The organism is Pedobacter sp. Leaf170 (assembly GCF_920984665.1).
Classification (GTDB): Bacteria; Bacteroidota; Bacteroidia; order Sphingobacteriales; family Sphingobacteriaceae; genus Pedobacter.
Genome location: NZ_CAKLBP010000001.1, coordinates 311,728 through 331,307 on the forward strand (window position 1 = coordinate 311,728; position 19,580 = coordinate 331,307).

The window sequence follows — 19,580 nt, forward strand, 5'->3', positions numbered from 1 at the left end:
GCTTATAATCTTCCATCATCCTGAATGGATTCGTTATAAGGGTTGGCATGTGAATAATCAACAGCCGAAACTTTATAATCAGTTGGTGCAAAACTTGCAGAACTGCTTAAAGCCATACCCAATTCAAACCTAGTAGGGTAAGGCGTTTGCAATAAACTTCCTGCAGGTATGTAAGGGAAACTTTCTAAATAACTTTGTATCAAATTGGCACTCACACGTCTGTTTATATAAGCTCTGCTTAACTGATGTGGCTCACGCAAACCTGCAGCACCTAATAATTCTACTGCACTGGCTACGGTTAAATTATGAAAATTCTTAACCCTTACTTTTTTATCATCCACCACAAGACCTTTCATTAAACTTTGGTCTTGCGTAGCTACACCGGTTGGGCAAGTATTGCTGTTACATTCTAAAGCCTGAATGCAGCCCAAAGCAAACATCATTCCGCGGGCAGTGTTACACATATCTGCACCCAAGGCAATGTTTTTAACCAAATCAAAGCCCGTAGCTACCTTACCCGAAGCTATAATTTTAATATGTTTTTTAAGGTCGAAACCATTTAAAACATCGTAAACAAAGGCAACACCTTCACGTAATGGCATACCAACAGAATTAGAGAACTCTTGCGGAGCCGCACCCGTACCACCTTCACCACCGTCAACCGTAATAAAATCAGGATAGATTTTGGTCTCAATCATCGCTTTGCAAATGGCATAAAACTCGCTCCTTCTGCCAATACAAAGTTTAAAACCAACCGGTTTACCTCCAGAAAGCTCCCTTAATTTTTTGATAAACTCTAACAAACCTATCGGCGTATTAAATGCTGAATGTGCCGGAGGCGATAAAATGTCCTTTCCTTGCGGTACTAAACGGATACGAGCAACCTCGGGAGTAACTTTTTTTGCAGGCAACATACCACCATGGCCAGGCTTAGCACCTTGAGAAAGTTTAATCTCAGTCATTTTTACCTGATCAGCCTGAGCACGTTCTGCGTAAGCTTCATAATTAAAAGTACCGTCATTGTTTCTACAGCCAAAATAACCGGTACCTATTTGCCAAATTAAATCGCCTCCAGGTTCGCGATGATAATCGCTGATACCACCTTCGCCGGTATTGTGTGCAAAATTACCCAACTTTGCACCACCATTTAAAGCCAAAATTGCATTCTGACTTAAAGAACCAAAACTCATCGCTGATATGTTATAAATACTCGAAGAATATGTTTTTTTACAATCTGGTCCGCCAACTATAACACGGGGATCTAAATTCAATTCGTGGTGAGAAATTGCAGAAATACTGTGGCTAAGCCATTCATATCCGTTTTCGTAAACATTTAATTGCGTACCAAATGGAATGGTATCATTATCTGTTTTAGCACGTTGATAAATTAATGAACGATTTAGGCGATTGTAAGGTGTTCCATTTGTATCACTTTCTACAAAATACTGATAAACTTTTGGCCTTAATTCTTCCATAAAATACCGTAAACGACCAAAAACAGGGTAGTTTCTTACAATACTATGTTTAGGTTGATACAAATCGTAAATACCTAAAATAACAAATGGACCGGTGAAAAGGAATGTCCACCACAGAAATGGGTGATACAGACCTAGCATAATGGTAAGGGCAACTAAAAATGCAGCAATTGCAACGAAAGCTTTTCTCATAGTAAATGGGTTAGCGTATGTTTTGTTTGTACAAAGATTAAGAATATTAAACAACTGACACTATTAAATTGTTATTTTTACGCTATGCTTATTAAGATTTATCCGGAAAACCCTAACGAAAGAGCCATTGAACAAGTTGTTGAAGTATTAAAGAAGGGCGGTTTAATTATCTATCCTACCGATACAGTTTATGGGTTAGGTTGCGATATTACCAATCCAAAAGCAATTGAAAAAATTTGCCGCATACGCGGGATAAAACCTGAAAAGGCTAATTTTTCGTTCATTTGCCACGATTTAAGCCACATTGCCGATTATATTAAACCAATAGACAATACTACATTCAGAGTTGTTAAAAAAGCTTTACCGGGCCCATTTACATTTATTTTTAATGCGAATAATAATGTTCCGAAATTATTAAGCTCTAATAAAAAAACCGTCGGTATTCGAGTACCTGATAATAACATTGCCCGCTGCATTGTTAAAGAATTAGGTAATCCGATTTTATCTACCTCAATTAAAGATGATGATGAACTTGTTGAATACTCTACCGACCCTGAATTAATTTACGAAAAATACCAGGATTTGGTGGATTTAGTTATTGATGGTGGCTACGGAGATAATGAAGCATCCACTGTGATTGATTGCACCACCGGAGCCTTTGAAGTAATTCGTGAAGGTAAGGGCGATATTGAACAGTTTTTGTAAATCATTTTTCCATCTCCTTAAGGAGCTTAATTAATGATTATTACTTTCAGTTTCCCTGAGGCTACATTACAACTGGTAACAGTCACATAATTAGTCTTTCTTTTTATGCTCATTCTTCGCAACATCATGCACAAATACATCATGTTGCTGAATAGGGATTACAATATCATTTGCTGCAAAAACCTTAAGTATTTCTTCAATAACATCGCTTTTAACCGCACCGCTATCCTTTAAGCTTCTGCTCCAGAAATAGATGTTTAAATCAATTATACCACCCTTAATTTCTTCAAATTGTAATGCGTATCTAGGGTTTTTAAGTATCCTTTCATCCGCTTCCAGTAGCTCAATAATTAATGTTTTACACCGTTGCAAATCAGTTGTAGCAGCAATGCCAATACTTATTTTGCTTCGTTTACGGTTTCCGGCTAAAGTCCAGTTCATTAAATGCGAATTTAGTAAATCGCCATTTGGCATCACCAAATCTGCACCATCTGAAGTCGTTATTACACTACTTCTAAAACCTATCGATTTCATTGTTCCGCCCTGGCCATCAACGTTTACCAAATCGCCAACATTAACAGGTTTTTCAAAGGCAATTATTAATCCGCTAACCAGGTTATTTACCAAAGTTTGCAATCCAAAGCCAACGCCTACACCTAATGCACCAATAATAATTGTAATTTTATCAATGGGGATACCTGCTGCCGCGATAGCGAGAAAGAGTCCAACAGATAAAATAAAAATTCTAACCAATAATATCCAACTGCCTAAACCTCGACTTTTGCTTTCTTCCTTTGTAGAAAGATGATCATCTGATGCAAAAAATGAAACAATTTTTGATGTAATAACCGATATGACCATTATCAACAGAAATAAGGCTAAACCATTAATACTAAATGAATAATCGCCGATTTTACGTTGATTAGAAAAGAAAGCAAGTATTGGCCGGGAAAGATAATCGAATAAAGGAAAATTTCTTCCTATCAAAACACACCAACCAAAAACCAGCAGCACGTATAATATCATTGGTGCCCTATCGCCTACTTTGCCAAAATTTAAATAAAATAGTTTCCTATCCTGAACGGTGTAAACATTATAAGCCAGTAAAAGTCCTTCGTTAATAAACCGCACCACCCAAAGAAAAGATATTGCTACAACAACATTTAAATATCCTACTATCATAAAGGTTTTTCCTAAGTTATAGCGGCCATATAAATTCATCGATGCAGATAATACTTCAAAAACAACCATTCCTGCAATAGAATAGATAATCCATTTTTCTTTCAGCTCAGTTTTTCTCTGATGATTTATAACAACCGAACCAGTCAAAATACCTACCAGTGAGAAGATTAACATACCATATCTTTCAACTCTCGAAGGCTGTAAAATTAAGTTGCTACAAGCTGTTATAAAGAAAAACACGACCATTATCATCCAAAAAACAAACCAATACCGGGCAATAAAACCATTAAGTATGATGCTGAGGCAGATGAATGCGATAGTCCAGATAATGATATTAAATATGAATGGCGGAGAGATGAAAACAAATTGATAAAGGCTAACCACCAGCAAAATTGCCGAAAGCAAAGGAAAGCGGATTACCAACTGGCCCTGGTAAGTTTTATCGATAAGATTTTTTGATTGATATATCCTTTTTAACGAGTTTAAGTAAATAAAAGAAAATAAAATAAGTATTGGCAGAACAATAAGCTTCGCAATATTATTGATAACATAAAATTTTAATATTAAGCCACCTTTACTTACAGAAAAATCGAGAATTTGATTAAAAGTACCATAGTGAAGTGCAGCATTCCACAAGTATGGCAATTCTTTTTTCAAATATTCAGTACTTAAGCTACGTTCAAAATGCTCAGCTTCATCTTTACTTATAAGCATTTGATTAATGGCCACATTATAGGAATTAAGCTGTGTTTGGATTTTTAAGTCAGCTGATTTGAGCATAGAATCTACCGGATGACTTTCTCGTGCAAGTGTTTTAAGGCTTTGCACATAACTATAAAGCAAAACAGAATCTTTAGGAAAAAGAAACAGCTCCGGAACATTTAAAAGCGAATCTAACTTGAGGCGATATTTGCTTAAAGTTTGTTGCCTGTTATCAAGCGTCAATTTGGATATTTTTGCCCCAATCAGCAACTCATGTAAAATCTTTTTTGTGGTTGTTAAATTTCGATAGGTTTGTATACTGCCTTTGTTAACGAATACACCCTGGGCAGCAATGGCATAATCTTCACGGATATCTTCTAACTTTTTTCTTAAACTTAGTGTATCAAGCCCTGTAGCAAGGTAACTTTTGGCTTCTTGAATAGTAATCCGAACTTGACTTATCACTCTCATTTGCATGATAGCGGCTTTATCCATAGCAAGTTCTTCAGCGCTGGTTTTTGCAGATGCTTTAGCTAAATCCTGCATTTTATCAACAAAACCAGGCTGTTTAAGATTTTTCTTGATTGTATCTTGTCCATTTTGTGCTTTCGCACACATAAATAACACACAAAAAAATAGGGAGAATGCAAATTTTTTGATAAACATGATTATCGTGGTTTGTACACCACGTAATAATAACCAAAAGTTGGGAGCAATCCTAAATTTCAATCTACATTAATGCTTGATGTTAATGATAATATACCTTTAATAGTTTATTTAAATTATTTACGTATTTTGAACTTTAAATTCATTCCCTATGAAAAAACTGTACATAATTGTGCTTCTTGCACTAATTTCCTCTTTAGGATTTTCTCAAAATCAAAGCGCTCAAACATCGGATGTTATACAAAAAACAAATGGTGAAGAATTAAAAGGAAAAATTGTAAGGGTTACTGATAAAGAAGTAACATTTGTATACAATGGGGAAACTGCCGAGTATTTGATTAATAAGTCAGATATTTCTCGTATAACTCATTCAAGCGGACGAGTAGAAACATTTACTTCATCCGGCTCATCTGCACAAACCAGACAACAGGATGCTGTTACAATGAGCGCTACGCCAGCAGATCATCATAATAAAATTGCAATACTTCCATTTACATTTATAATGGATAGTCAACCTGGTGCCTTAGCTATTGGCCAAAAAGCACAGCAAGATACTTATGGAATATTATCTCAACATTCAGCTGGCTACACCATACTCGATCCACGTACCACAAATGCAACTTTAATAACAGCAGGTGCTACGCCAGATAAAATAGCAAGCTTTACGATGAAACAACTTTGTGATTTATTAGGGGTAGAGTATATTATTGATGGGACGGTAACTCAGTCCAAAGGATACCAAACAGCCACAAATAGTAGCTATGGCAATACCAATGTAAAGAGAGACGATGCAGAAAAAGTTAAAGGTGTGTCCAGCTACGGTTCCTCAAATAGTAGTGCGGTGCAAAGATATGATGTGAGTGTAAGCCTTCAAATTTATATGGATAACAACGCCAATATCTATAACCAAAGCCATAAGGCCTTTATGAGCAATACAGATGGTTCATACAGTGGACCATTAGAATTTCTGCTAAAAAGATGTCCGTTATACAGAAAGTAGATGGTTGTTTAATAAACTACTGACTTAACTAAATTAGTGAGTTCGTTACAAATCGTTACTAACACGGTAACTAAAAGTTTCTCTTGCAGGTTGACCAACTTTGTTAAATCCTTCTATCACAACTCTATAATTTCCTTTAGCATTAGCATTCTTAAATGTCACTTTTGCAAAGCCTTCGTTGTTTGGAACAATATTAGGATTCCAATAAATTGTGCTTCTAGCTTCTTCGGCAGTGGTATTGGAAACATTATATTTCGGTACATAAAAAGTTCTTGAAGGGTATATTCCTTTTGGCTTTATAGTTAAATGGTCAAAACTTAAATCTTTTACTTGCTTAGCTGAATATCCTAATCCTCGTTTAGAAGTTATAATTATTATACCTGGAGCTCTCATAGGGCCATAGATTACCATTCTTGAAATGCTGGTTAATAATTCAACACACTGCACATCCATTGGATTAATCATATCCAAATTGCCGTCTGGAAGTCTTGTACCATTGTAATATACATCTAATGAACCTTTCCCATCATCGTTTGCTAAATCTGGCATACCAGGTAAACGATAAGCACGTCCCCTGATTATTCGTACACCCCTTAACATATTTCCTAATGATTGGCTCAGCGTGCCGTAATATGGTGGTAAATCATCAGCTGTTAAAACCTGATCTGCATTACCCGGACCGTTATAATTAGCAGAATATTGTACCGCTTTTTTAATTCTACTTGATCTAATATCTACATCTTTTAATTTAATTGATTTCTCTAACAAACCGAGTCTCGTCAGTTCACCAAAATAACGATCGCTGGCTTTAATGTACTGCATTAAGCTTGTGTTTACATTAATTTCAACATCTGCAATACTCTTATTTTTAGTTACTTTCTGATTATCAGCCGAATCGATTATCAACTCCAAAAAACTACCTTTTTTTAATGGTGTGGCCTGCACCAAAAACTGTGTGCTATCTGTAAACGCTAGATTATCAAATTTGAATTTTCCATGCACATCTGTAATGGTATCTCTAACAATATCACCACCATTTTTTGATAGCAAAAACACTGCTGAACCTTTAATAGGATTTTTACCTCTAACAACTGAACCTGAAATATAAGATGATTTTTCGACCTGAAAAGTTAGAGGCAATACTTTATCCTGAAGAATATCAATCCAACTATACCTCCGCCAACCTTGTGTAAGCATTAAGTTATCAAGTTCTTTTCGGGTTTGTTCATCAGCATTTAAAAAATAATGATTTGGCTTTTCTACATAACCACTTAAATCACCAGTTAATAAAAGTGAAGTTAAAATATTACTTTCATTATCCAAATCGGGTTTTACAACATCAGTATTGGTTACTGAAATTGAAAAACTTCCGGTTAAATTTTCATCATTATCTGTTAAATTTATTTCTGATGAGGCTCCAGCATTTTGCGAAATTTTGTCTTTATTTACTTGTAATTTTAAATCACTTGCATTGTTTTTAACGAATATCATCCTTTCGGCAATAGGCTCATTCTGAGCAGAAAAAACCGTTATCTGAGCAATTCCTGTTGTAAATTTCTCAATTGGGATACTTTTAATTATTGTTTGACTGCTGAGTTTGGCATTAAAGGCGAAACGTAGATTGCCGTCTTGCTGCCCTACAATTCTTACGTCATCGGTATTAATTAAATCAGAACTAGCTGTAAGCCTTATGGCGATTTTACTTGCATCATTATTATTAACCGTTAAAGTATAGCCTGATGGTTTAACAGTGGGCAAGTCGAATGTTTTTTCAGAGCCATCACCAAAATTAATTACTGCTGAATATTTTTTGCCAGATTTTAAATTTGTAGAAAAACTACCCATTCCGGCAAAATCTGTATTAAAATTACCGATTACAGCATTCCCATCTAAAATTTTACCTTTTACATAAATACCTAAACCATTTGAACCAGTTGCCTTAAAGGCAATTTTTTGTGGTTGATCCTCTACGAGATACCCACCCTCAGGAAAGAACTGTACATCTGCCAGATTTGAAAAAGAACTAACCGGAATTACTTTTTTTACAATTTCTTGTCCGCTTAAATTAATGGTTGATACGATTTTGGCAATTTTATTTCGAATATCTGGAGAGGTAAAACTAATGGTTACTTTCCCATCTGCATCAGTTTTAGAACGTTCCTTCGTATAAGATTTTTCATCAACCAAAACATCAAACAAAACATTTTTATTAGCGTAAGGGAGGTCGTTTTTATCCCTAAATTGAACGGTTGCATTTACTTTATTGGCAGAAGTAAAATCAAAAACTGTGTTTATGAATACGTTATTAGACCAACTATTGCCTATTTTAATCACCTTATCATAAAAAAAATCTGAAGAAAAATTACGCATGTAGTTAGTATATGCTCTCAATCTATAATTTCCTTCCCTCAACGAGTCAGGCAATTTAAAATCTCCCCATGCCACACCTTCGTTTGCATTTAATTTGATTTGATTTTTTATCTCATTATTTTCATCAATCAATTCTACATATAATATTTTGCTGATTTTTGAAGGTGCCTGAGTTTTAGTATTTAGGATATATGCTTTTAACCAAATATCATCTCCAACTGCATAATACGGCTTATCAGACTGAACATAAACCTTTTCATTTGCATAATTTGAGGTAAATTTTTCCAGTTGATTTAAAAGTTTCAGTAACGGATCATCTTCTACTTTAAAAGCAAAAACCAAAGCAATAAATAAAGAAAAGAGAACAAATAGCGAGAATTTAGACTTCATAATTTTTAGATGAACTCTAAAATACTATTTTTTCGATATATTGGATTTTAATTTATCATTAATTACGCTCACAATCTTTTTTAACACATGCGATTTATATCTACACTTTTATTGCTTATCGTTATCGTTCAATTTTCGTTTGCACAACAAATATTTAGTATAAATGGTAAAGTAGTTGATCAAAAAAGTGAGCCTTTGGCCGGTGTATCCGTGTATGTTAGTGGAAGTAAAATAGCTACCGTTACAGATAATGATGGAAAGTATAACCTCAAATTAGAGCCAGGAAACTACGATTTACTGTTTAAATCCATCGGTTATAAATCGCTCACCAAAAAAGTTATCTTGCAAAATGAAGATGTTAGTGTAGACATTAGATTGTTAGAATCTACAACTAAACTAGCTGATGTAAATATTAAATCCAATCCTTATAGAGATAAAGATTTAGAACGATTTAAAGCATTGTTTATCGGAGTTTCGCCTAACGCCAAATATTGTAAGATACAAAACCCATCGGTTTTAGATTTCGTACGCAACCAAAAGAACAACAATTTAACAGTTTACACATCAGATTTTTTGATAATTGAAAATAACGCTTTAGGTTACAAACTAAATTGTTTGTTGCAATCATTTGAATATGATGAAGAACGCAGAAGAGTTTCTTATAAAGGTTCTATTTATTTTGAGGATTTAGCAGGCACCGATAAAGACAAAAAAAGGTGGAATGAAAACAGAGTTTTAGCATACAAGGGTTCATCCAGACATTTTTTTAATGCACTATTTAAGAAAGAGCTGGAGAAAGAAGGTTTTTTATTGGTCAAAATCGTAAACCAGCAGAATTCTAAACGTCCATCAGATAGTGTTTTGAAGGCCAATATTGCAAGGTTAATGCTTAAGCAACAACAAGAAACAGGTTTAATCAACATCAAAGAAAATGATTCTCTAACTTATTGGCTTAACCTAAAAAAAATGCCAGTATTGTTACCTAAATTAAATGCTCAAGCGGTTCAAATTGATACGTTAGTGCACAAAACAGGTAAAAATTTTAAAGCGATAACGAGTAGAGATAATATGTTTGTGGTTTACACAAAAGCTGATGAGGAAGCCGGCTATATAAATTCATTTAATCCGATGGTAAAAGATGTACTTAATTCAAAAAATGCACAGGTTTCGCAAATAAAAGTACTTACAGATCAATGTGAGTTTTCGTCAAATGGAATATTGGTAGATCCACAATCTATTTATTTTTCGGGTTATTGGGGTTGGAAAAACATGTCGGATAATTTACCCATCGACTATATTGTACCGCAATAACAGCAACAAAAAGCAGCTTTTTTCAAAACTGCTTTACTCAACAATCACGCGAAGTTTTATAACAACTTTAGCCATGTTGGGCGAAAAATAAGTTGAAGAATAACAACAAAATCAGGCTTACAATTACGGAAAGCCTCCATAATTGCCAAAAATTCTACTTTACACTTTTACATACTCTATCCGCCAAGCGCTTGCACCGTACCAATGACTATTTCTATCTATTTTTTCGTTGATTTTTGTATTAGAATTATTTACCAGAAAATTTCTTGAAAATCACCTTCATCATTTCTGTATCCAAACTATTCATATCTATCAGTTTTAAATTCTTTACCATTTTTAAAGTGGCGGTTTTGTAATGTTTAAAATGTGGTGTTGTTAAATGCGATTGGTACGAATGTTTATTTTTGTAGATTTCTATAATTCTTATTTGCGTTGGATTTTCTTTGATAAACATCGGAAAAATGGCAATTACGCCTGGTTCAATTTTTACCGATGCAGCCGCTTCTTCCTTTAAAATAGTATTATATTCTTCTAAATACGCTGGTAGAATTTCAATTTCAGAAATTCGAACCATCAGCTCATCTTTGGTTGTTGATTGGTTCTGTTTTTCCTGTGCTTTGATAGAATTTATACTCAAAATAAACATAAGAATAAAAACAATTTTTAGGATTTTATGGGTTCTCATAATTTTATTTATCATTAATTAAATACTGTGCATCTGTAACAGGTTCGTCCCAATTTACAATTCCTTTCTCAATATTTGGAACGATATATAATTGCTGTAAACCAACATCAGCGCTTGCACCGTGCCAATGACGAACATTTGGCGGACATTTTACAATGCTTCCTTTTTTGATGATTTCAATTTTTTTTCCTTCTATTTGATGATAACCAACCCCATCGGTAATAATTAAAATTTGACCAGCAGGATGACTGTGCCAATTGCTTCTTGCACCGGGCTCAAAATATACATTTCCAACAATGGTATTGTAAACGCTGTCTGCTTCTACCAAAGCTGTTGGATAAGCATTTCCGGTAAATGTTTCGCTTGAACCTTTTTCACCTTTAGGGAAAATTTCGGCCAACTTATTTTTATCTGTTTTCATCTGTTTTTGATTTTTATTGCAAGACAACATTATTGTTGATGTGATAATTGCAAATGCGATTTGGCCTATTTTCATTTTTAAGTATTAAATTTCTTTAATAATTTTTGCCGGAATTCCCCCCACTATTACATTATTAGGAACATCTTTAGAAACCACAGAACCTGCTGCAACAATGGCATTTTCGCCAATCGTTACGTCTTGCAAAATGGTAGCATTCGCACCAATCCACGCATTTTTTTTGATGTGAATGCGCTTTGGAATTAAGGAATGTCTTTCATTAGCATTAATGGGATGACCTTCACTTAGCAAACTCACTTTTGGTGCAATCAGTACGTTGTCATCAATGGTTATGCCACCTAAATCCAGAAATACACAATCGAAATTTATGAATACATTTTTGCCTATTTTGGTGTGCTTCCCGTAATTAATGTGAAACGGCGTGAAAACGGTAACGCTTTCGTGAATTTTGGTTGCTGTAATTTGGCTTAAAAAGTTTCTAACCTCACCAGGGTTTGCAGTGTTGTTCATTTTTAACAGCAAGGCTTTTGTAGCAAAAGAAGCTTCACGCATTTTGTACGCTTCTGCATCATTGGAAGAAATGGTTTCTCCAGCTAAAAGTCTTTCAAAAATATTTGATGTTCTCATTGTCTTATCCTTGAAGACAAAGTTAGCCTGATAACAAGTGTGTTTTGTTACATTTATCTCGCTGAAAATGTCAAATATCACGTATTTTTGAGAACAAATATTTACGATGCAGAAAAATACGCTTCCTAAAATCATTTTTCTTGAAATTAATGGCGTTACGGCTTTTACTGAAAGCATTCTTAAACAGTATCATACGCATTTGTACTGCCATCGCGGGAGTATCAAATTTTTGTTCAATGAAACGCCAATGACCTGTAAAGCCAGACAGTTTTTGTTTTGGTTTGCCGAAAGCCGGTTATCGCAAATATGGAGCAGTAAAGGATTTAAAGCCAGTGTATTGTTGGTAGAAAAAGATTTTCTAATTAATAATATTCCAGATCAAGGTTGGAGCATCAATGCACAGTTACACTCAAGGGTTTTTCCAGTAAAAAATATTGCAACTATTGAAGAAAAAGAGCGAATTCTGAATAATTTTAATTGGATGAACCAGCGTTTTAATGAAATGAAGCACCGCTTTTACGATGAAATGCTGAATCTACAAATGCGAATTTTCATTTTGGAAATGTGGCACACTTTTGCAAACGAGTACGAGCAACGCCGCCACAGTTTGCAAACGGGAACACTATACCAGCAATTTATTAATCTGTTGCCGCAACATTGTCTCACAGAACGGGAAGTACAGTTTTACAGCAATGTGCTGAACATTACGCCCAAATATCTCAATCACCTTTGCAAAATCCATTCAAGCATTACAGCATCAGAATGGATACAGCGTCACGTTAAAGAAAGGATATTGATTTTACTTCAAAACAAAGATTTTAATATCTCCGAAATTGCCGATGAAATGGAATTTTCGAGCCGTTCGTTTTTTACAAGGTATGTTAAGAAATTACTTGGTATTACGCCAAAAGAATATAGAGAGCGGATATAAAATATTATCTCTTATTTTGTGATAAGTTGAATTTATGAATTATACCTTTTTAATTGCATATATGCATTAAAAAGGTAACAGATTCTATTGCAAACTGAATATACCTATAAAGTAATTAAAGGATTGAATAACAAACCAATTGCCTGTGTTTCCAATCCTTTGTTATTATCTCTCAAGCACATCAATTTTTTTAATCATGTTCGCTATATCAAATCGATTACATAACTTAATAAACCGCCTATCAAACAATCGGGAACATAGCGTTGCCGCTAACACTTTTTTCTGCCGGCACTTCTTCCTGCATTACATCCCAATGCTCTACCAACTTTCCATCTTTTACTTTAAAAATATCAACAGCAATGTAGTTTTTTCCAAACCAGTTAGCGAACCGCCCATGAACCATTACAATATCTCCACTTTCAGCAATCGTAGCTGGCTCGTAATTAAAGTCGGGCGGTAAAGTAGGAATTAATTGTTTCAACCCTTCAGTACCATTGGGCATAAAGGGGTTATGCTGTATATAATTATTGCTAAAATATTGGTCGATAGCATCTATATTTCTATTGCTGAATACTGCTGTCACGGCTTCTAATACTAATTCCTTATTACTCATATTTTATTAATTGTTACGTTTAAATATTTTCTAACTATTTCACCCGAACCACCACTTTTCCTTTAGCCCTACCACTATTCACATAATCCAGCGCATCATTCAGTTCCTTAAACCTAAATACTTTATCTAAAACAGGCTTTAAAGCACCTGCTTCAACCAATTTAGTAACCTCAGCTAACTGTTTTCCGCTTGCCTTCATAAAAAGAAAATTGTAAGTGATGCCTGCTTTTTTAGCCTGGTTACGCACTTTCTTACTAATAAGATTAAACACAAATTTTAAAAACCATGACAAGCCCATTTCTTTAGCAAAACTGGGGTCTGGCGGACCCGAAATAGAAACCGCTTTACCACCACGCTTTAGAATACGTATTGATTTTTCAAGTGTTTTTGCATCCTGACTGTTTAGTACCAAATCATAATCTTTCAATTCATTTTCAAAATCCTGGCTCTTGTAATCAATTGCAACATCTGCACCGAGATTTTTAACCAGTTCAAAATTACCTTTACTGGTTGTAGTGGCAACGAAAGCTCCCAAATGTTTAGCCAATTGAATAGCAATTGTACCTACCCCACCAGAGCCAGCCTGGATAAAAACTTTTTGACCTTTTTTCAAATTTCCTTTCTCAAAAAAAGCTTGCCATACCGTGAGTGCAACTAATGGCAGAGATGCAGCTTCATCCATCGAAATGTTTTTTGGTTTTAGTGCAACATCACTTTCATCAACCGCTATAAATTCTGCAAAACCTCCAATGTTGTAATCTGCCGGACGACTATACACTTCATCACCTATTTTGAATCTTTTTACATTAGAACCAACTTCAGTAACAACACCGGCCACATCGTGCCCTAAAATTAGTGGCATTTTATACTTCAGCATCATTTTAAATTCGCCGGTTTTTATTTTGGCATCCAGCTGATTGATACCGGCTGAGTGGATTTCTATTAAAACCTCATTTGGCTTTACTGTAGGTTTGGCAACCTCGCCAAAATTTAAAGGCTCAGTTTTACTATATCGGTTAAGGGTATATGCTTTCATTATTTTTTTTTAATAGAGTTAAACTGGGTTCAGGAAAACAAATTAAGATAAATTCGCTCCGACTTTTTTATATGAATTACAGAAGCAATAGTTTATCTGCTTTCTTTTTGTTTATCAATCCATAAGCAAATTTTGGCAACATTTTATTGATTAGGTAAACTGCTTTACTATCGCCAACACGGATGGTTAGCACATCTTTTTTAATTCCTTCGAGCAAGCCATTTATCAATTCCTGCGGACTGATTTTTTTATCGTCTCTATCTGCAACCATATCAGTATCTACCAAGGGCGGCAAAAGTTCAAAAACTTTAACGCTGCTATTTAGAACCTGTAAATGTTTGCGAAGTGAGATGGTGTAGAATGCCAATGCCACTTTTGATGCAGAATACGTTGCTTCAACTGCGGATGGAATTATACTTAAAATGGAAGTGGTGTGAATGATGGCCGCTTCTGGTCTTGATTTTAACATATCTAAAAATAGATTATTCAGCCTGATAACACCATAGTAATTAACATCCATTTCATGCATAGCACCCTCTAAATGTTTTTCATTGGGGTTGCCCAGGTTAGTCGATGGAATCATAATCCCGGCATTATGATACAAAATATCGATACCGCCTAAAGCCTCTACTTTTTTGTAAAGCTGATTTGCATCTTGCTCATTTGAGGCATCACTTTGGATAATCGTTAACTCTGGATACAAATTCTTTGCAGCAGCTAATTTATCCAAATTTCTTCCAGTGATAATTACCTTATTTCCGAGCTTTAAAAATTGTTTTGCAGCTTCTAATCCTATACCTGAACCTCCACCGGTAATAAGAATTGTTTTTCCTTTTAAATTCATTTTTTAAAAATTAATGAGGCACATTTTCGGTAACCGGAACTACTAACTCGTGTATTTTTTTGGTATTACCAACCGGAACTTCAAATTGGTTATTTGCGAAGGCTATAAATAGCTCATCGGCTACTTCTGATGGAGGAATTCCATTTGCACCGCCAATTTCTGCCGAGAAATCTGTATTAACCAATGGTGGATAAACTTCATATACATTAAGCTTTTCGTTAGCAGCGAAAGTATCTCTTAACCCTTGCGTATAACTATGCAAGGCAGCTTTGCTGGCAGAGTAAGTTGGCAAATACTTATTCGACCTGAATACGGCTATTGAAGAAACGTTAACAACAGCCGCTTCTTCCTGTTGCAAAAGTAAAGGTAAAGTGAGCGCTGTAAAATCGATTACACTAATATAATTTGTATTCATTTCATGATAAGCCTTATCAGCAGCCTTGTTATTCTTATCGCTCAAATCATTCATAAAAGCTGCCCCTGCATTATTTATGATAACATTTAATGAAGGATGATTCGTTTTTAATTCTTCCGCAATGCGAATTCTATCTGATGGTAAAGCTAAATCTCCCTGAATGGCAACACCATTTTCTAATTCTTTTAAAGCGCTTTGAAGTCGTTCTTTACTCCTGCCATTTATAATAACTTGATTACCCGCAGCACTTAATTTTTTAGCAATTGCCAATCCTATCCCTGCACTTCCGCCACTTATAAATATGGTATTTCCTGATGTTTTCATTGTATGTATAATTTAATTTCGTAAATTTGCTTGCGTTTTGCAAGTGCAAATATAAAAACAACTTTCATTTTGCAAGTAATTTTTTAATTTATTTTATGAAAAATTTAAAAAAGCGTTCTGAATGCCCAATAAGCAGCTCTTTAGATATATGGGGAGATAAGTGGTCTTTATTAATTGTTAGGGATTTGATGCTCCTAAAAGCGTGTACTTATGGCGATTTTCTAAAATCAGAGGAAAAAATAGCAACTAATATTTTAGCATCAAGATTACAAATGCTGGAAGATAATGAGGTGATTTTAAAGCAGGAGCATCCTGATAGTAAGGCTAAAGTTTTATATAAACTGAGCCAAAAAGGAATTGATTTATTCCCCCTTATGGTTGAAATAAATTTATGGGCGGATAAATATTTCACGCTACCGGCAGAACGAAAAAAAATGGTGGAAGCGGTAAAAAGAGATAAACAAGGTTTTATAGAAGAAGCTATTGCCAGCATGCAAGAACAACCAAAATAGTTGATACAAAAAAAGCAGTTCTAAAAAAGAACTGCTTTAAAAATTTCGGGGTGGCTGATGGGGCTCGAACCCACGACCCTCGGCACCACAAACCAATACTCTAACCAACTGAGCTACAACCACCGTGTTTTTAGTGTCACAAAAGTACAAATTATAATATTCCTTGCAAATATTTTTTTCCAAAGATTTAATTGCTTTAATTAAACACCTATTACTCAATTAATTTAATTTTAAAATATTGTTAAATAATACTTTTAAAAGCTAAAAACCTACCTTTATACTGTTTATGATTGAAATTTATACAGACGGTGCGGCAAGCGGAAACCCTGGTCCGGGTGGTTATGGAACCATTTTAAGAGCAGGACAACATTATAAAGAACTAAGCGGTGGTTTCAGGATGACCACCAATAACCGTATGGAATTACTGGCGGTAATTAAAGGTCTTGAAGCACTGAAAAGTCTTAATCAGCAAGTAACTGTTTATTCAGATTCTAAATATGTGGTAGATGCAGTTGAAAAAAAGTGGGTATTTGGCTGGGTAACCAAAAATTTCAAGGATAAAAAAAATAAAGACCTTTGGCTTCGATTTTTAGAACTTTATAAACTGCACAAGGTAAAGTTTGTTTGGATAAAGGGCCACAACGACCATCCAGAAAATGAGCGTTGCGACCGGCTAGCTGTAGCTGCATCACATGATAAGCAAAATTTGGCAATTGATACTTTTTTTGAAGCGGAAAAAAATAAACCTACGCTACTTTAAATTAGTCAATACCACCAACTACACCCAAGTCGTTAAGCTTTGCATCAGCAACTTTATTTTCTGCAGGTGATTTTTCAGTATACATTAACATCATTTCTTCGGCTTTTTCAACCATTTTTTTAGAGCCTATAAATATCGGAACCCTTTGATGCAATTCCGTTGGTTCAATATCAAGAATCCTTTCAAAACCTGTGGTAGCCTTCCCTCCTGCCTGTTCAATTATTAAGGCCATTGGGTTACATTCGTAAAGCAACCTAAGCTTACCATTTGGAGAGCGTGAGGTAGTTGGGTAAATGTAAATACCACCTTTTATTAAATTTCTGTGAATATCTCCAACCATAGAGCCAATATACCTCGATGTATATGGCCTTTTGGTGCTTTCATCTTCTACCTGGCAATACTTAATGTATTTTTTTACACCATCAGGAAAATGGCCGTAATTCCCTTCGTTAACAGAATACATATATCCGCATTCAGGGATACGCATATTTGGGTGCGATAAACAAAATTCGCCGATTGACGGATCTAAAGTAAAGCCATTAACACCTTTCCCGGTTGTATAAACTAACATAGTTGATGAGCCGTAAATAACATAACCTGCTGCCACTTGTTGAGTTCCTTTCTGCAAAACATCTTCTAAAACTGCTCTACCATCAATCGTTTTCCTGCGGTAGATAGAAAATATGGTTCCTACGGCCACATTTACATCAGTATTTGATGAACCATCAAGCGGATCGATACAAACAATGTATTTTGCATTCTGAGAAACCGGAGATTCTATATGAATAATTTCATCCTCTTCTTCTGTAGCTACAATACAACATTCTCCACCACTAGTTAAAGCAGCTATAAATTGCTCGTTTGCATAAACATCTAATTTTTTCTGTTCTTCACCCTGGATATTTGTTGTACCCATATCTCCCAATATATCAACTAAACCTGCTTTATTTACTTCGCGGTTTACAATTTTGGAAGCGATACCGATATCCCTCAAAAGCCTTGATAATTCTCCCTTGGCATAAGGAAAATCTGATTGTTTTTCAATGATAAATTGACCGAGTGTTTTAACGCCACAAACCATACTTAGTGTACTTTCTACATTATCTACCTGATAACTCTATAACCTCTAAGGTATGAATATTTTCTTCAGTTACACTAAAACGAATCAAAGTTCTTACTTTATGCCAGCCATGTTTACCAGCTGCTCCGGGGTTTATATGCAAACATTTTAACTTTTCATCATATATTACCTTCAAAATATGGGAGTGCCCGGCAATGAATAATTTAGGCGGGTTAGTGTATATTTCTTCTTTTATATATGATGAATATTTACCTGGATATCCGCCTATATGCGTCATTAAGACGTTTATTCCTTCGCAGCTGAACCTGTTTTGCTCAGGAAAGGCCGATCTGATTAGCGCATCATCAATATTTCCAAACACACCTTTAAGGGGTTTAAATGCAGCAAGGGGCTCGGCAACATTCGGACCGAAATCGCCTGCATGCCAGATTTCATCTACAGCATCAAAATGTTTATAAACCGCATCATCCAAATAGCCATGCGTATCAGAAATTAGCCCAATTTTTTTCATTAATTATATTGATAGTTTTTATAATAAGTCATTTTTCGAATAAACAAAATCAGAAGGCAAGAAAGAAATCCTTCAATAATTCCTTATACTCATCAGTATGTTCTTTATAACTTTTGTAGATGTAAAACGCTTTAATGTTTAGTTCCTCAATTCCAAATGTTAAACTGATTATTACTCTAAAAGTTTTCTTAGTGCTATCAGAATGAAGATTAACCTGCTCGCTAACTTTCAAGTGATATTTCCTTGCAATTTCTTCAACAAGTTTTGCCTGCTTTACCGGTAAAATAAAACAGACTTTTCCGTTTTTATTTAGAAGATGAGCAGACTTTTGCACCAGCATCTCGAAAAAATCAACACTTGCATGTCGGGCTAAGCCTTTACGCTGCTCCTCATTTTTTAAATCGTTAATAAAGAAAGGCGGATTGGAAACAATCAAATCGAATTTTTGAGGGGATTGGAATGTTTCTATTGTTGTATGATGACAAAAAAGCCGGCTATTAAAACTAGAATTTCTAAAATTTTTATTAGCCGTTTCGGAGGCATCTTTATCAATTTCAACTGCATGGACTTGTGCATTAGGAAAACGCTGTGCCAGCATCATAGCTATTACACCAGTACCGGTACCAATATCTAACACATATTTCGGCTCATTATGCTTAACCATTGCCGCAATCAACACGCCATCAGTATTAATTTTCATAGCGCAATTGGTTTGATCAACATCAAATTTTTTAAACTTAAAAATCTGCTTATTTTCTTTATCCAAAATATTTAAACTTAAAACAACAACACAAATCTTCGATTATCAA

19 protein-coding genes and 1 tRNA gene are annotated in these 19,580 nt (G+C 34.9%); 6 read left to right on the plus strand and 14 right to left on the minus strand.

What is annotated here, in order from left to right; genetic code table 11:
• Positions 1 to 2: 2 nt before the first annotated feature.
• Complete coding sequence (locus tag LUA90_RS01335; RefSeq protein WP_231489839.1) at positions 3 to 1,667, minus strand: FMN-binding glutamate synthase family protein; 1,665 nt, start codon at positions 1,665 to 1,667, stop codon at positions 3 to 5.
• 84 nt (positions 1,668 to 1,751) lie between these two features.
• On the opposite strand from LUA90_RS01335, the gene LUA90_RS01340 reads away from it, so the two are divergent.
• A complete protein-coding gene (locus LUA90_RS01340; RefSeq protein WP_231460074.1) occupies positions 1,752 to 2,372 on the plus strand; it encodes an L-threonylcarbamoyladenylate synthase in 621 nt (206 codons plus the stop codon).
• Between the two features lie 90 nt (positions 2,373 to 2,462).
• On the opposite strand, the gene LUA90_RS01345 is transcribed toward LUA90_RS01340, so the two are convergent.
• Entirely contained in the window at positions 2,463 to 4,922 is a 2,460-nt protein-coding gene (locus LUA90_RS01345) for a mechanosensitive ion channel family protein (protein WP_231460073.1), read from the minus strand.
• Between the two features lie 151 nt (positions 4,923 to 5,073).
• Between LUA90_RS01345 and LUA90_RS01350 the strand changes: the two genes are divergently transcribed.
• Positions 5,074 to 5,922: a hypothetical protein gene (locus LUA90_RS01350; RefSeq protein ID WP_231460072.1), complete on the plus strand. Its 849-nt coding sequence runs from the start codon at positions 5,074 to 5,076 to the stop codon at positions 5,920 to 5,922.
• A gap of 45 nt (positions 5,923 to 5,967) precedes the next feature.
• Here LUA90_RS01350 and LUA90_RS01355 read toward each other — a convergent pair whose 3' ends face one another.
• Positions 5,968 to 8,682 carry a TonB-dependent receptor gene (locus LUA90_RS01355; RefSeq protein ID WP_231460071.1) on the minus strand — a complete coding sequence of 905 codons (2,715 nt, stop codon included), beginning with the start codon at positions 8,680 to 8,682 and terminating at the stop codon, positions 5,968 to 5,970.
• An 87-nt stretch (positions 8,683 to 8,769) separates the two neighbouring features.
• On the opposite strand from LUA90_RS01355, the gene LUA90_RS01360 reads away from it, so the two are divergent.
• A complete protein-coding gene (locus LUA90_RS01360; protein ID WP_231460070.1) occupies positions 8,770 to 9,993 on the plus strand; it encodes a carboxypeptidase-like regulatory domain-containing protein in 1,224 nt (407 codons plus the stop codon).
• Between the two features lie 247 nt (positions 9,994 to 10,240).
• On the opposite strand, the gene LUA90_RS01365 is transcribed toward LUA90_RS01360, so the two are convergent.
• The 3 genes from LUA90_RS01365 to LUA90_RS01375 all read right to left on the minus strand — a co-directional run bounded on the left by LUA90_RS01365 (position 10,241) and on the right by LUA90_RS01375 (position 11,744).
• On the minus strand, positions 10,241 to 10,678 hold the full coding sequence (locus LUA90_RS01365; RefSeq protein WP_231460069.1) for a putative quinol monooxygenase: 438 nt from the start codon (positions 10,676 to 10,678) through the stop codon (positions 10,241 to 10,243).
• 4 nt (positions 10,679 to 10,682) lie between these two features.
• Complete coding sequence (locus LUA90_RS01370) at positions 10,683 to 11,099, minus strand: cupin domain-containing protein (RefSeq protein WP_231460068.1); 417 nt, start codon at positions 11,097 to 11,099, stop codon at positions 10,683 to 10,685.
• A gap of 84 nt (positions 11,100 to 11,183) precedes the next feature.
• Complete coding sequence (locus tag LUA90_RS01375; RefSeq protein ID WP_231489840.1) at positions 11,184 to 11,744, minus strand: sugar O-acetyltransferase; 561 nt, start codon at positions 11,742 to 11,744, stop codon at positions 11,184 to 11,186.
• Between the two features lie 106 nt (positions 11,745 to 11,850).
• Here LUA90_RS01375 and LUA90_RS01380 point away from each other — a divergent pair, with 106 nt between their 5' ends.
• Positions 11,851 to 12,675, plus strand: a complete 825-nt coding sequence (locus tag LUA90_RS01380; RefSeq protein WP_231460066.1) for a helix-turn-helix domain-containing protein — start codon at positions 11,851 to 11,853, stop codon at positions 12,673 to 12,675.
• Between the two features lie 241 nt (positions 12,676 to 12,916).
• On the opposite strand, the gene LUA90_RS01385 is transcribed toward LUA90_RS01380, so the two are convergent.
• From LUA90_RS01385 to LUA90_RS01400, 4 genes are all read right to left on the minus strand, one after another.
• Positions 12,917 to 13,288: a nuclear transport factor 2 family protein gene (locus LUA90_RS01385; RefSeq protein WP_231460065.1), complete on the minus strand. Its 372-nt coding sequence runs from the start codon at positions 13,286 to 13,288 to the stop codon at positions 12,917 to 12,919.
• 34 nt (positions 13,289 to 13,322) lie between these two features.
• Entirely contained in the window at positions 13,323 to 14,324 is a 1,002-nt protein-coding gene (locus LUA90_RS01390; RefSeq protein ID WP_231460064.1) for an NADP-dependent oxidoreductase, read from the minus strand.
• Positions 14,325 to 14,400: 76 nt separating this feature from the next.
• Positions 14,401 to 15,168 (minus strand): SDR family oxidoreductase, encoded by a 768-nt coding sequence (locus LUA90_RS01395; protein WP_231489841.1) that lies wholly within the window; start codon positions 15,166 to 15,168, stop codon positions 14,401 to 14,403.
• Positions 15,169 to 15,178: 10 nt separating this feature from the next.
• Positions 15,179 to 15,907: an SDR family oxidoreductase gene (locus LUA90_RS01400; RefSeq protein WP_231460062.1), complete on the minus strand. Its 729-nt coding sequence runs from the start codon at positions 15,905 to 15,907 to the stop codon at positions 15,179 to 15,181.
• Positions 15,908 to 16,002: 95 nt separating this feature from the next.
• On the opposite strand from LUA90_RS01400, the gene LUA90_RS01405 reads away from it, so the two are divergent.
• Positions 16,003 to 16,419, plus strand: coding sequence for a helix-turn-helix domain-containing protein (locus tag LUA90_RS01405; RefSeq protein ID WP_231489842.1), 417 nt, complete (start codon positions 16,003 to 16,005; stop codon positions 16,417 to 16,419).
• Between the two features lie 49 nt (positions 16,420 to 16,468).
• Here the strand turns inward: LUA90_RS01405 and LUA90_RS01410 are convergent.
• Positions 16,469 to 16,542, minus strand: a tRNA-His gene (locus tag LUA90_RS01410).
• A gap of 163 nt (positions 16,543 to 16,705) precedes the next feature.
• Between LUA90_RS01410 and rnhA the strand changes: the two genes are divergently transcribed.
• Positions 16,706 to 17,179, plus strand: a complete 474-nt coding sequence (rnhA, locus tag LUA90_RS01415) for a ribonuclease HI (RefSeq protein WP_231460060.1) — start codon at positions 16,706 to 16,708, stop codon at positions 17,177 to 17,179.
• Position 17,180: 1 nt separating this feature from the next.
• Here the strand turns inward: rnhA and fbp are convergent, their stop codons facing one another.
• The 3 genes from fbp to LUA90_RS01430 are packed head-to-tail and all read right to left on the minus strand — an operon-like array spanning position 17,181 to position 19,537.
• Positions 17,181 to 18,260, minus strand: a complete 1,080-nt coding sequence (gene fbp, locus LUA90_RS01420) for a class 1 fructose-bisphosphatase (protein WP_231460059.1) — start codon at positions 18,258 to 18,260, stop codon at positions 17,181 to 17,183.
• 19 nt (positions 18,261 to 18,279) lie between these two features.
• On the minus strand, positions 18,280 to 18,771 hold the full coding sequence (locus LUA90_RS01425; RefSeq protein WP_231460058.1) for a metallophosphoesterase: 492 nt from the start codon (positions 18,769 to 18,771) through the stop codon (positions 18,280 to 18,282).
• Positions 18,772 to 18,820: 49 nt separating this feature from the next.
• Positions 18,821 to 19,537: a tRNA1(Val) (adenine(37)-N6)-methyltransferase gene (locus LUA90_RS01430; RefSeq protein ID WP_255713396.1), complete on the minus strand. Its 717-nt coding sequence runs from the start codon at positions 19,535 to 19,537 to the stop codon at positions 18,821 to 18,823.
• Between the last annotated feature and the right edge of the window lie 43 nt (positions 19,538 to 19,580).